The 13802-nt window shown below is 65.2% G+C and carries 10 protein-coding genes; 3 read left to right on the plus strand and 7 right to left on the minus strand.

Annotation, left to right across the window (positions count from 1 at the left end):
- Positions 1–185: 185 nt before the first annotated feature.
- Complete coding sequence (locus ACQR1Y_RS15575; RefSeq protein ID WP_434875812.1) at positions 186–1661, minus strand: protein adenylyltransferase SelO; 1476 nt, start codon at positions 1659–1661, stop codon at positions 186–188.
- Positions 1662–1915: 254 nt separating this feature from the next.
- Between ACQR1Y_RS15575 and aspS the strand changes: the two genes are divergently transcribed.
- Positions 1916–3688 carry an aspartate--tRNA ligase gene (gene aspS / locus ACQR1Y_RS15580; protein WP_434875813.1) on the plus strand — a complete coding sequence of 591 codons (1773 nt, stop codon included), beginning with the start codon at positions 1916–1918 and terminating at the stop codon, positions 3686–3688.
- A gap of 129 nt (positions 3689–3817) precedes the next feature.
- Here aspS and ACQR1Y_RS15585 read toward each other — a convergent pair whose 3' ends face one another.
- Positions 3818–4405: a cytochrome b gene (locus ACQR1Y_RS15585; RefSeq protein WP_434861264.1), complete on the minus strand. Its 588-nt coding sequence runs from the start codon at positions 4403–4405 to the stop codon at positions 3818–3820.
- Positions 4406–4958: 553 nt separating this feature from the next.
- Here ACQR1Y_RS15585 and ACQR1Y_RS15590 point away from each other — a divergent pair.
- Entirely contained in the window at positions 4959–6515 is a 1557-nt protein-coding gene (locus ACQR1Y_RS15590) for an ABC transporter substrate-binding protein (RefSeq protein WP_434861265.1), read from the plus strand.
- Between the two features lie 232 nt (positions 6516–6747).
- Positions 6748–7209, plus strand: a complete 462-nt coding sequence (locus ACQR1Y_RS15595; RefSeq protein ID WP_434875814.1) for a GNAT family N-acetyltransferase — start codon at positions 6748–6750, stop codon at positions 7207–7209.
- On the opposite strand, the gene ACQR1Y_RS15600 is transcribed toward ACQR1Y_RS15595, so the two are convergent.
- The 5 genes from ACQR1Y_RS15600 to ACQR1Y_RS15620 all read right to left on the minus strand — a co-directional run bounded on the left by ACQR1Y_RS15600 (position 7206) and on the right by ACQR1Y_RS15620 (position 13672).
- Positions 7206–7862 (minus strand): TadE/TadG family type IV pilus assembly protein, encoded by a 657-nt coding sequence (locus tag ACQR1Y_RS15600; RefSeq protein ID WP_434875815.1) that lies wholly within the window; start codon positions 7860–7862, stop codon positions 7206–7208. The two genes, ACQR1Y_RS15595 and ACQR1Y_RS15600, sit on opposite strands and share 4 nt — an antisense overlap.
- A gap of 17 nt (positions 7863–7879) precedes the next feature.
- Positions 7880–8431: a TadE/TadG family type IV pilus assembly protein gene (locus tag ACQR1Y_RS15605; protein WP_434875816.1), complete on the minus strand. Its 552-nt coding sequence runs from the start codon at positions 8429–8431 to the stop codon at positions 7880–7882.
- 9 nt (positions 8432–8440) lie between these two features.
- Positions 8441–9850 carry a TadE/TadG family type IV pilus assembly protein gene (locus ACQR1Y_RS15610; protein ID WP_434875817.1) on the minus strand — a complete coding sequence of 470 codons (1410 nt, stop codon included), beginning with the start codon at positions 9848–9850 and terminating at the stop codon, positions 8441–8443.
- A 364-nt stretch (positions 9851–10214) separates the two neighbouring features.
- Complete coding sequence (locus ACQR1Y_RS15615) at positions 10215–10718, minus strand: hypothetical protein (RefSeq protein ID WP_434875818.1); 504 nt, start codon at positions 10716–10718, stop codon at positions 10215–10217.
- Between the two features lie 971 nt (positions 10719–11689).
- Positions 11690–13672, minus strand: a complete 1983-nt coding sequence (locus ACQR1Y_RS15620) for a hypothetical protein (protein ID WP_434875819.1) — start codon at positions 13670–13672, stop codon at positions 11690–11692.
- Positions 13673–13802 lie beyond the last annotated feature (130 nt).

Below are 13802 nucleotides of genomic sequence, written 5' to 3' on the forward strand. Positions count from 1 at the left end.
GGAGGGGACCGCGAGCACGATGAGGCACAGGGCGACCATCGCCAGACCCAGGAATTCGAACACCAGCGCGTCCACGTCTCGGACCTCCCCGACTTGTTGCTTCAACTTGTCGGGGCTGCGTTGATCGTTTCTTAAGGACCCAGGCGCAGTCGCCGCGATGGTGGACGCGGAGTTAAGAGCGCGTGTCAGGTGCCGCAGAAGGTCTGCAGCACTCGCTCCTCGGGCTCGGGCGGCTGAGCATAGTCGGCCCGCTCCGGCTGGTCCTCATAGGGCCTTGCCAGGACCGCGTGCAGCTCCTCGAACGGCCTGTAGTCGTCGTTGTCGACCGCTGCAGTGATGACCGCCTCGATGCGGTGGTTGCGCGGGATGAAGGCCGGATTGACCTTTCGCATGGCCGCGCGCCGCTCGGCCGCAGTTTGCGGTTCCTCGGCCAAGCGCTGCTGCCAGCGGGCGGCCCATTCGTCGAAACCGGCGGGATCCTCGAACAGGGCGCGGACCTCGCTCAGATCGCCGCTGCCGGCGGCGTCGCTGAGTCGGCGGAAGGTGAGGGTGAAGTCCGCCTTGGCCGCCGCCATCGTGTCGAACAGCGCCTGCGCCAGCGGCTGGTCGCCTTCCGTTTGCGTTGATAGCCCGAGCTTGCGGCGCAGCCCCGCCTGGTGCGCCTCGGTGAACTGGCTCGCAAAGCCGTCGAGCGCGGCTTCGGCCTGCTTGATCGCCTGGTCCTTGTCGGCGTCGAACAGCGGCAGCAGGCATTCGGCCAGCCGAGTCAGGTTCCACATCGCAATGCGCGGCTGGTTGGCAAAGGCGTAGCGGCCGAACTCGTCGATGGAGGAGAACACCTGCTTCGGATCATAGGCGTCCATGAAGGCGCACGGGCCGTAGTCGATGGTCTCGCCGGAGACCGACGTGTTGTCGGTGTTCATCACGCCATGGATGAAGCCGACCAGCAGCCAATCGGCGATCAGTCTGGCCTGGCGCGAGATCACGGCATCCAGCAGGGCGTGATAGGGCCGCTCAGAGCCGGCGAGATCCGGATAGTGCCGGCTGATGACGTGATCGGCGAGCCTGCGCACTGCCTCGGTGTCCTGGCGGGCGGCGAAATACTGGAACGTGCCGACCCGGATATGGCTGGTCGCGACCCGCGTCAGCACGGCGCCGGGCAGCGCGGTGCCGCGATAGACCTGCTCGCCGGTGACGACAGCGGCCAGCGAACGGGTGGTCGGGATGCCCAAGGCCGCCATCGCCTCGCTGACGATGTACTCGCGCAGCACGGGCCCCAGCGCCGCCCGGCCGTCGCCGCGGCGCGAGAACGGGGTCGGGCCGGAGCCCTTGAGCTGGATGTCGCGGCGGAGGCCGTTGCGGTCGACGACCTCGCCGAGCAGCACCGCTCGGCCGTCGCCGAGCTGCGGCACGAAATGCCCGAACTGGTGGCCCGCATAGGCCATCGCGATCGGCTCGGCGCCCTCCGGCACGGTCTTGCCGGCCAGGATCTCCGCGCCCTCCGGCGTCTCCAGCTCGGCCGGGTTCAGCCCAAGCTCCTCGGCCAGCGGCCGGTTCAGCTTGATCAGCCGCGGCGCGGCGACGGGGGTGGGCGCCACCCGGGCAAAGAAATTGTCCGGCAGCGCGGCGTAGGAGTTCTGGAAGGGGAAATGCACGGTCATGGCTCCAAGATAGGCGCAAGGCGGCCGCTTTTCGAGCCCAAACGGCCGTCAGATGAGCGCTTCGGCGCCAGCCCAATTCGGCGGCAGCGCCGGAGGTTGCAATGAGGGCGCGCGCGGCCGGGCTGCGGGGTGTAAAAGGCCCGTTCCCGCGGTTGCCGCGCCGGGGCGGCTCGGCTAAACCCAGCGCGCATTCGGCCTGCGCCTTCGCGGCTGCGCCGATTCCCTTTTCCTCACGCCGACCATTCAGGACGACCATGCATCGCTACCGGACCCATACCTGCGGCGCGCTCCGCGACAGCAACATCGGAGAGACGGTCCGGCTGTCCGGCTGGTGCCATCGCATCCGCGACCATGGCGGCGTGCTGTTCGTCGATCTGCGCGACCATTACGGCATCACCCAATGCGTGGTCGATCCCGACTCCAAGGCGTTCGGGCTGGCCGAGAAGCTGCGCTCGGAGTGGGTCGTGCGCATGGAAGGCAAGGTCCGCCGCCGTCCCGAGGGCACCGACAATGCCGAGCTGCCGACCGGCCAGGTCGAGCTGTACGTCGCCGACATCGAGGTGCTCGGCCCCGCGGCCGAGCTGCCGCTGCCGGTGTTCGGCGAGCAGGACTACCCCGAGGACATCCGGCTGAAGTATCGCTTTCTGGACCTGCGCCGCGACAAGCTGCACCAGAACATCATGACCCGCGGCGCGATCATCGATTCGATGCGCCGGCGGATGAAGGAGCAGGGCTTCTTCGAATTCCAGACGCCGATCCTGACCGCGTCCTCGCCGGAGGGCGCGCGCGACTTCCTGGTGCCGTCGCGCATCCATCCCGGCAAGTTCTACGCGCTGCCGCAGGCGCCGCAGCAGTACAAGCAGCTGCTGATGATGTCCGGCTTCGACCGCTACTTCCAGATCGCGCCGTGCTTCCGCGACGAGGACCCGCGCGCCGACCGCCTGCCCGGCGAGTTCTATCAGCTCGACGTCGAGATGAGCTTCGTCGAGCAGGAGGACGTGTTCGCGGCGCTGGAGCCGGTCATCACCGGCGTGTTCGAGGAGTTCGCCAAGGGCAAGCCGGTCACCAAGGGCTGGCCGCGGATTCCGTTTGCGGAAGCGCTGCGCAAATACGGCACCGACAAGCCCGATTTGCGCAATCCGCTGGAGATGCAGGACGTCTCCGAGCACTTCCGCGGCTCCGGCTTCAAGGTATTCGCGCGCATGCTCGAGGACCCGAAGAACCAGGTCTGGGCGATCCCGGCGCCCGGTGGCGGCAGCCGCGCGTTCTGCGACCGCATGAATTCGTGGGCGCAAGGCGAGGGCCAGCCCGGCCTCGGCTACATCATGTGGCGCGAGGGCGGCGAGGGCGCGGGTCCGCTTGCGAACAACATCGGGCCTGAGCGTACGGCTGCGATCCGCAGCCAGCTCGGCACCAAAGACGGCGATGCCGCCTTCTTCGTCGCCGGCGATCCCGACAAGTTCTGGAAGTTCGCGGGCCTCGCCCGCACCAAGGTCGGCGAGGAGCTGAACCTGATCGACAAGGACCGCTTCGCGCTGGCCTGGATCGTCGACTTCCCGATGTACGAGTACAACGAGGACGACAAGAAGGTCGACTTCTCGCACAACCCGTTCTCGATGCCGCAGGGCGGACTGGAAGCGCTGACGACCAAGGACCCGCTGACCATCAAGGCGTTCCAGTACGACATCGCCTGCAACGGCTACGAGATCGCCTCCGGCGGCATCCGCAACCACAAGCCGGAAGCGATGGTGAAGGCGTTCGAGATCGCAGGGTATGGCGAGCAGGAGGTGGTCGACCGTTTCGGCGGCATGTACCGCGCCTTCCAGTACGGCGCCCCGCCGCATGGCGGCATGGCCGCCGGCGTCGACCGCATCGTGATGCTGCTGTGTGGCACCACGAATTTGCGCGAGATCTCGCTGTTCCCGATGAACCAGCAGGCCATGGACCTGCTGATGGGCGCGCCGTCGGAAGCCTCGACCAAGCAGCTCCGCGAGCTGCACATCAAGCCCAATTTGCCGGCCAAGTAGGTCGGCAGAGCACGATCGACGCTTTACCAGGCGTCATTGCGAGCGAAGCAATCCAGAGTCCTCGCGACGCCCTGGATTGCTTCGTCGCCTTCGGCTCCTCGCAATGACGGTCGGATTCGGGCGACATCATCACGCCGCCGGCCGCCCCGGCAGCATCCGCGTCAGCACGCCGTCGCGGCGGACGATGTGGTGAACCAGCGCGGCGGCGACGTGCAGGGCCACCACGACCCAGGCGATCCATTTGCCGATGAAATGGTGGATCGCGTCGACCGGCGGCTCGAACGCCTCCCACGACACGCCCCAGCGCGTCTCGATCCAGCCGAACAACGCGGTCTCGCGGAAGCTCGGCACCGCGAAGGCTCCGAAATCGGTCGGCGCATCGGTGCCGATATAGCCGGTCAGCGGCATCACGATCAGCAGCGCGTAGAGGCCCCAATGCGCTGCCTGCGCAAGCCACGCCTCGGCGGGAGATGAATGCGGCGCCTCCGGCTGCACATTGGCGAGCCGCCACAGCAGCCGCGGGACCACGGACAGCCCGACGAAGATGCCAAGCACCCAATGGACATTCAGCACCGGCAGCACCTCCGGCGCGGTGTCATCCATGAACCAGATGACGTAGTACACGACGATGTAGGCGGCGATGAACGCCGCCGCGCTGGTCCAATGGAAGAACTTGGCGACGCCGCCGAACTCCAGTCTGGTATTCTTCCACGGCACGACGGATCCCCACTGCACTCACACGAGATAGCTGCTGCTAGCGTCAAAACGGGCGCTGATCCAGCCGCCTGCGAGGGCCTCGACCGCTGCTGCATTCAATTAAAACTCACCCGATTGTCATCACGGCTTGTGGTGCGGCGACGTCGTCGCCAACAGGCGCAAGGTGAGCCCGCCTTCAAGGCCGGCGTGCGCATTTGATCGTCCTGCGTTAGCGGCGGTTAACACTGCAAGCAACTTCCCGCCCTCACGTCTAAACGCCTCCATGGCGCGAGAGGGCCTCGCTCCCGGTCGCGCGCGAACCGCGAGCCGCCTGTCATGCGATGTCGCAAGCCGTTGTTTCCCGGCGATAATCGATCACGGCGGCTGTTAGTTCGCGATGATGCAGGGCCACCGATGTCAGCGATTGCGCGACAGCCGTCGCCGCGGCGTTCCTAGACCGGCGCTCAGTGCGATGGAGCTTGCGGTGTCCTGCAACCTATCCTTAATACGATTGCTGTCTCACTCATGTAGTCGAACAACGCCAACCAAACAAAAGAAGACGGGTAGTTCAGATATGACCGTTCGCTGGTGCGTGCTCCTTCTCGGAACCTGCTTGTTAGTGCCGACTGCCTCCGCTGCTCCCATCTCTCCCGATACGGTTCGTGATCTCGCCTCGCGCGTCGGCCCGGTGGTCGGCCAGGCCGCGACCTGCCGCGAGATCGCGCAGGGGCGCGTCCAGACCATCATCGATCAGTTCGGCGAGGTGATCCGCCAGGCCGCCACGAACAGCAGCGATCGCGACGGGCTGATCCGCAGCTTCAACAGCTACATCGCCGAAGGCCGCGGCCGCGTCGCGTCCTCGCAAGTCAATTGCCAGACCGCTGAGCGCCAATTGTCGGATCTGGAGCGCTCGCTCGGCCAGCAGCAATCGGCGGCGCCCAGCCTGTCCTTCGCGCTGGCGCCGTCGACCGCGGCTGCGGCGACGCAGCCCACCGCCAACCTACCGCCGCCGCTGCCGCGCGGCGTCAGCGACACCGAGATCCGCTTCGGCACCGTCATTCCGTTCTCGGGCGTGCGCAAGGAGTCCGCGCGCCAGATGAAGGTCGGCATCGAGACGGCGTTCAACCGCGCCAACGACGCCGGCGGCATCAACGGCCGCAAGCTGCGGCTGATTGCGGCCGACGACGCCTACGACCCCTCCAAGACGATCGGCGCGATGACGCACCTTTATGAAAAGGAGCAGGTGTTCGGCTTCATCGGCAACATGGGCACCGCCAACAACGCGCTGGCGATCCCGTATGCGCTGGAGCGCCGCGCGCTGTTCTTCGCGCCCTATAGCGGCTCGGCCATCGTGCGCCGCGATCCGCCCGACCGCTACGTCTTCAACTACCGTGCGAGCTACGCGGAGGAGACGGCGGCAATCGTCCACTATTTGATGAAGGTCAAGCGCATCCCGGCCAAGCAGATCGCGGTGTTTGCGCAGAATGACGGCTATGGCGACGATGGGGCGAACGGCGTCGCCAAGGCGTTCCGCGCACAAGGCATCACCGATCCGATCATCCGCTACGGCTTTCCGCGCGGCACGCTGGAGGTCGACGAGGCCGTCAACCAATTGAAGGCGCAGACCAAGCCGGCGATCAAGGCGGTCATCATGATCGCGACCGACCGCGCGGCGGCGAAGTTCATCGAGAAGACCCACGATGCCGTGCCGGGGCTGATCTACGCCAACATCTCCGCCGTCGGATCGTCGTCACTCGCCGCCGAGCTGAAGCTGCTCGGCCCGAAATACACCAAGAACGTGATCGTCACCCAGGGCGTCCCCTCCGTGGCCGGCTATTCGAGCCTGGTGCTCGACTACAAGACGGCGCTGGAGAAGTACTTCCCCGGCGAGGCGCCTGACTATACCTCGCTCGAGGGCTTCATCTCGGCGAACATCCTGATCCAGGCGCTCAAGCAGACGACGCCGCTCGACACCGAGCGTCTCGTCGATACGCTGGAGTCGATGCAGAACATCGATCTCGGCCTTGGCAGCAAGCTGTCGTTCGGCCGCGCCGAGCACCAGGCCTCGCACAAAATCTGGGGCACCGCGCTCGACGAGACCGGCACCTACCAGGCGATCGAGCTGGAGTAGGGCACGGCCCGGAGCCAGTACCAGACCACCGGATCGGCTCGGCGGCGCGCCAGAACGGCGCGCCGCCGAACCTTTTCATGGGAACCTGTTCAGTCCGGGGTTGCCGTGATCGTTTGCGAGACGGTCGACACTCTCAAGGCAATCTCCGGACCCGCGTGCCAGCGTCGGTATCGCCGATGCGCAGACCGGCATGATAGGACAGCGCCGATGAATGTGCTGCAGAGTCGCTCGCATGTTGACGATCTCACCGGAAGATCCGGCGTCCGCCGACGCCGCGGCCCTGATCGCGGACCTGTCCGCGGCGCTCGCGCGCATCACCGGTGACAGTGGCCGGTCGTCATTCGATCCGGATGACGTCCGGGGGCCAAGAGCCTGCTTCGTGATCGCGCGTGACGGATCCGGGCAGGCCGTCGGTTGCGGTGCGCTCCGTCCGATCGATGCCGGGATCGCCGAGGTCAAGCGCATGTATGCGCGTCCGGGCACGCGCGGCGTGGGGGCTGCGATCCTCAGCCATCTCGAAACGGCCGCCGCCGGGTTCGGCTATGAGGCGATCTGGCTGGAGACTCGGCACGTCAATGCGCGCGCCGTGAGCTTCTACGAGCGTCATGGCTATGGCCGCATTCCCAACTATGGCAGATATGTCGGCCGACCCGAGGCTGTGTGCTTCGAGAAGCGGCTGTGGCGTCCGGCCTAGCAGCTCTTCTGGCGCAGATGCTGAACGCAGGTGCAGTTCGCCGAGGCCGGGTATTTGACGTCGTAATAGGGGGGAGAGCTCTGCGTCGCCGGGCTGTTGGTCGAGCAGCGCGGAAACAGATAGTAGCTGTCGGAAATCGTCACCGGACCGGTCACGCCCGATCCGAGGTTGGGCTTATAGGAATAGGACACCTCGCCCAGAATGAGCGAAATGTTCGCGTTGACGGGGGAAGTGCTGGTGAACGCCGACAGCGTCATCCTCTGGCCGACGGCCCTTGCGGCGCCGGATTTCGTCGATGTGCTCCATTGCACCGTCGCATTGCCATTGGCATCGGTCGAGACTTCGGAGACCGTGACCGTCATCAGCGAGTTGCCGCCGGCGTCCTGGACCGCATAGGGCGCCATGATCGAGCTCGAGGCCAGCAGGATGTTCTGCATCTGCGCCGCGGTGATCTGGGTGTTCTGCGCCACCATGTCGGCGACGCTGTGCGAGGTCTCACTGACTTTCACGCCGATCGCGAGCCCGTTGCCGAGCTCGACACCGCCCAGCAGCAGCGTCAGCATGAACGGCAACACGATGGCGAACTCGGTGGCGGCCACGGCATCGTCATCGGCGTACAGCGTGCGCGCGCGGCAGGTCAGATTGGCGAGCATGTTCGTTCCTCTCACGACTACGGCTCATTCTGGAAGGCGGCGGTCCCCATGATCAGGCGGTTGCCACTCGACAGGTTGGACAGATTGAAGCCGAGGGGGCCGAGCATGACCGGCCAGACATACATCACCCTGAGAACGACGATGTCGCCAGGCGCGCCGGGATTGTACTTCCAGCTGTTCGTGACCTGACCCTGGCTGTTGAAGGTCAGCGACGGCGTGCCCGTATTGGCGGACGACCAGCCGTTGGCCACCTGAAGGTCGATCATCAGGCCGCCGCAGTTGAAGAAGATGCGGATCTTCTTGCAGACCTCCTGCTTGAAGGCGTCCTGGCTCAGATTTTGGGTCTGCACCTGCTGGGTCATCACCAGGCGCGCCGATTGCTGCACGACCGCTTCGAGCAGTTGCTGGGCGAAGAAGACCAGGAAGGTCTGGATCAGCGCGACGACGAGAGCGAGGAAGGGCGCGGCGACGAGCCCGAACTCGACCGCCGTTGCGCCTCTTTTGTCCTTGATGAACGCGGCGCAACTCTTGTCGCGGCCTTTGTCCGATCCTGCTGCCGGCTGTGTCATGGCGTGACCCTATCGCACCAGGCTCGCGGTGCTTGATGCGACCTTGAGGAAGAGGTTGGTCAGTGCCGTCGAGATGTCGCCGCCGGTCTGGACGTTCGCGAACAGGCCGGGCGAGGCGCAGCTCTGCAGCCGCTGCGCGATCGCGCCGGTCGACGACGACGGATTGTTGAACTGGGCGATGCGGCTGTTGTACCAGCTGTCGCCCGTCAGCTGCAGATACTCGGTATAGAGGATCGCGATGCGGATGCCCCGGTTCTTGATGGTGTCGCACGCCGCGGTGTTGAGCGGCTGCTGGCAGCGCACCTGTGTGCCTGCGGTGGGTAGCGGATAGGTCGCGTTCGGGTCGCAGCTCGCGGTCTTCGCGATCAGCTTGTCCTCGACGCCGTCGGTCACCAGGAACACCACTTCCTGCGGCGTGTCGCCGGACTGGTTGGTGCCCGAGCCCGGGGCGGGCATGATGCTGTTGAGGCTGTTCAGCGCGCCGGAGATGTCGGTCCCGAAATCGGTGTTGCAGATCGAGGTCGTCACGCAGTTCTGGTGGTCGACTGTCATCAACTGGATGTTCGGGATCTTGGTGCCTGCCGCCGACGGCGAGGTCAGTGTCTGGATCGTGTTAAGATTGTAGTCGAAGGTGTAGATCGCAGCCTTGTAGGTCGTGTTGTTGATCGCCGACATGCACTGCATGACGCCGCCTGACACGCCCGACTGCAGGCACGACCAGGGCCCGACCAGCAGCTGCTTCACCGCGTTGACGACGAGGTCGATCCGCAGGGTGATGTTGTTCGCCCGCGCGACGCTGAGATTGTCCTTGGTCGAGGAATTCGCGCCGCTGTCGAGCTGCGGGTTCAGCTCATGACAGGCGAAACCGCAGTTCTTCGATCCCCCCGGTTGCTTTGACGTGGCGGAGATCAGCGCGTTGATGTCGTTCTGAGTGGCGGCGATGGCCATCGACGGCGAGTCGTCCAGCAGCAGATAGAAATTCATGTTGGGCGCGCTGGAGGCCTGAGCGGTCGCCGAGCCCTGGACTTTCCACGACGGCGCACCGAGCACCGACGGGAAGTTGTTGATGGATTGCGCGACGTAGGACACCTTGATCGTGCGCTGAAGGCCGGTATCGGTCACCGTGATGTCTGGGGTCGGGACCACGGTCAGGCCCGGCATATTGGCCTTGGCCGCGAACACGGCCGCTGCTGTCGCCTTGACGGTGTTGGCGTCGGTCACGGTCAGCATGGCAGGCCGGACGGCTGCGATCGCCGCGGCATCGGCCGCGGCGTCGAGCTGTCCCTGCTTGCGCAAGGCCTGCGTATAGTCGAGCGCCATGCCGGCCAGGTAGATCGTCGGCACCAAAGTCAGGGCGAAGATGACCGCGACATTGGCTTTGCGATCCCGTGCGAAGCGAAGCACCAGGCCGTGCAGCATGACCCCTCACACTCGTTTGGTCGACATTGGCCATCTCGGCATTTCCGAACTCCGCCCCGACTGTCTCGATGGACAACAGGTGTTGGTTCGTTGCCGATTGTTTCCCGTAGTTTCCACGATAGAGGGTATCGGGTTAAGTAAGGCTTACTGTATTCTGATAATGCAACCGTAGAGTTTGATGTGTTGTGGGTACGCCGGTGCTGCGCGACGATCCGTTCGAATTTGAATCAAATCTGCATTGTTTTATTCGTCACCGACCATCACGGCGAGCAGAGCGGGTCACGGCGCGTCTCCATCCAGGAGGCGCAAAGGCGTGGCTATGGACGGTTGCCGTGCGAAACGCTGCGGCCCGACGCATTGACGGCTAAAATGGTGAAGTCTTGAAGCCCGATCTTTTGAGTTGCAGCGTCTCCGTTCCAAAATAGTAGAACCATTTGTCCTCCTTCGTCAGACATCTCCTGGTCTTCGCTATCAGCCGCTCCGACCATTTCAGGAAGCTGTCGTTCTTTCTGGCAATCCGACCGTGGGCGTCGAAGTAGCTGTTGACGACATAGAGGCGGCCATCGCTGATATGCTCGTCGCCCAAGTAGCATCGGTTGAATTCGATGACGGGAGATCGGATCACGTCGATGGACTTGTCGTTCTCGCCTTCATTGAAGACGATCGTGTCGAGATCAGCCGCACGAGCGATATAGATGCCGAGTGGCTCTTGCCCCATCTGGCGAACCACGGCCGTGGGGAGGATCTGCATCTGGTCGTACAGGCACCTGCGAGCGAGGTAGACGAACTGACCGTCAGGATCGAGTCTGCGCAGCAGCTCCGCCTGGTCGTCCGGCGTCAGGAAGAAGTTGATCTGGCGGCTTCGCATGGGCACGGACGCAAAGAGTTGATGCTATGGATCATGGGAGCCTACATAGGACTGGTCCGATGGTGAAGCGCTGACCAATCTTGGGAGATGCAACGTCTTGATTCCGCCGCCATGAGCTAGGCTGGCTGTATGGCGGTCTGCCCGACGGGCAATCGCCGCATCCCTCTCATGCGCAAACTGCCCGTCGTGTTAGTTTGTCGCAATCAATCCGCTTGTCTCGTCGGGCAAATCACCCTCACATTTCCGGCCATCCCGCCTCGATGAAGAGGGACGGTTCGCGGTCGTCACGAGACGTGAGGTGGGGAGGCGGTGGCTGCATCGTGTCGCAACGTGCTCATAGCGCGTGGACGAACGGCACGGCGCAGGCGGTCAAGTCGCGTGGTCTCGACACCCCGACGCTGGTGTCAAGCGCAAGGCGTTCGAAGCGCATTGTCGTCATGGTGGCCAACAAGCCCGGTGCACCAGGGAGAGCGCGAAGCAGCCGACAAGCCCACCGCGCAGGGAATGCCGGATGACCGGCTGAACCTGTGGTACCTGCCGCCTGCATTCTTGTTCGCAGGCGGGCCATGGGTGAGGCCAGCACCCGGCATTCCCTGCGCCCTCTTCGATTGAAGAGGGCCGAACCAACCGGACCAACTCGGGCGTTTCAGCCGCGGGATCGTGGACGTGTGTGCTGACGGCGAGGTGCCAACCGTGCGTCTTGATCAGCGAGCGCGATCTCTCCGCGTGCAACGTTGCCGCCTGATGGCACACTCTCTCCGCCCGTCATTCCGGGGCATGCGCAGCGCGAGCCCGGAATCCATAGTCCCGGAAGGCCCTCGTGAAGGAAGGCGTCAGCTATCTCGGGGCTCACATGCGGTCGTGGTTATGGATTCCGGGCTCGCGCTGCGCGCGCCCCGGAATGATGCGTGGAGAGTGAGAGAGGCGGACTCACGTTCGGTTTCAACACGCCGTTCCAGTCGTCGCCGAACTCACGGCGCCGTCTGCGCCTCGATCTTGAACTGCGCCAGCGCGCTCGGCGGATCGATGGCGATGAGCTGGGCGAGCTGCATGGCGGGCACCTTGGCGCGGGGCGAGAGCTTCAGCGAGAACGTCTGGCGCGGCTTCTCGACGAAGCGGCTGAGAGCGTCGACCGCGGCGGCAACGTCGGCATTGTCGGCAGCGAACTGGGCGCCGATCGCCTTGATGCTGTCGACCAGCGCCTTGCGCGCGGCGTCACGCGGAATCGCATGCGTCCGCGCATAGTTGGCGACGAACACGTCGACGGCGCCGAGATCGCGCAACGTCAGCTCGATCCCGGACGCCTCGATCTGCGCCGCCGCCGTCGTCGCCTGCTGCAGATCGACCGTGAACACCTCGCGCGGCACGCGCGCCAGCGAGACGCTGGCGGAGGCGCCGATCAGATTGCTGACCTCGAGCTTGAACGGCGACACCGCGAAGGTGCCGGCGCTCTCGGTCCAGCCAAGGCCGAGATCGGCATCGAGCGCGGCGGTGTCGATGCCGGCGACCAGCAGCGGCAGGAATGCCGGGTTGGAGGGATCGAGCGGCCCGGCCATCTTGGCGACGAGCCGCGCCTGCGTCGGGATCGGGCCGACATATTGGCCCCAATCGAGGCTGATGGCGTCGATCTGCACCGGCTTGTCGCCGGTCCTGTAGGGCGCCGTCAGCGCCTTCAGCTCGACGCCGGCGAGCAGCTTGAGCATCTCGGCCGCATCGGCCGGGGCCGGCTTGGCGCCGGCGGTGGAATACTTGGCGGCGAAATGCATCAGGCCGGCGAGATCGAAGCTCTTCAGCGCGAACCGGCCGAGCTTGATCGGTCCGTTCGGGCCGCGACCGTCAAACCCCTCGACGGCGATGTCGCCCTTGCCGTCCTGGAGATCGAGCCGGAACGCGGCCAGCTTGGCGGGCCCTTGCGGCGTCTCGATCGAGAAGCCGCGAAGCTCGGCATTCTTGACGGCCATGCCCTCATAGATGCCGGCGACCCTGTCCATCAGCTCGCGCGCTTGCTCGGGCGTCGGCTGGGCGGCCGGCGTTGCCGGCAGGACGGCGAACAGCGCGGGCAGCTGCAGCCGGGACGGCCGCACGCTGAACTCGTCGGCGCTGGCGCTGTCCATGCGCATCTTCAGGCCGGAGTCCGTGGTGATCTCGTAAGCGCCCATCGTGAACTTGCCGTTGACGCGATAGGTCTTGTCGTCCTTGGCGGCGTCGGGGTTGAGCACGGCCAGGATCGCATTGGCGTCCATGTCCTGATGGACGATGCCGGCCATGCGGCCCTGCATCTTGTCGGCCTTGCCGCCCGGCTGCTGCGGGGTCATCGTGAAGGTGACCTCGTCGAGCTTGTAGTTGGCAATGCGGCCGGCCTTGATGTTCTCGAAAGTGAGCCCGGAATAGGCGAATTCGGCCGGGCCGGCGGAGGGGCCGCCGTCCATGGTGCCCGTGGTGCGCGGCACGGAGATCGACGCGGCGCTGATCGTCACGAACTGCTGGGCAAGCGCCCGGTAGGTGTCGAGCATGCTGGCGCCGGAGGGGATCGCGGCAAACCGCGCCGGACCGGCATAGTCCTTCACCACCAGCTGCGGCAGCTTGTAGCTGAGCCGCATCGGCGCCGCGCCGGCCAGACTGCCGGCCATGGTGACGTCATTGACCTCGATGCTGGACGCCGTGACGTGCTCGCTGTCGGGCTGGTTCAGCCCGGTGGCGACGATGCTGCCGAAGGTCACGCTCACCGGCGGCTGGCTGGCCGATTCCAGCTTGACGTCGGCGATTGTCAACTTGCGCGACCAGAGGTCGAACGTGACCTTGCCATGGCTGGCGCTGGCGCCGTTCTGGCGGATCTGGGCGAAATTGGCCTCGACCTCGCGCTCGGCACGCGCCTGGGCGTACCAGGGGACGCCAATCAAGCCGGCGCCGCCCAGGGCTACCGCGACGAGGACTGCGATGACGACACGTTTCATTCGATATGCTCCGCCCAACGCTTAGGCAGCAGGAGGGTGATGGTCTCAGGGAAATCGATGGAGTAGGGATGTGCTTCTGCGAACTAGGGAATCGCTGGCCCGGGATGCCGACGAGCATGGTTTCGGATGT

Source organism: Bradyrhizobium sp. HKCCYLRH3099 (assembly GCF_051167855.1).
In the GTDB taxonomy this organism is placed as follows: domain Bacteria; phylum Pseudomonadota; class Alphaproteobacteria; order Rhizobiales; family Xanthobacteraceae; genus Bradyrhizobium.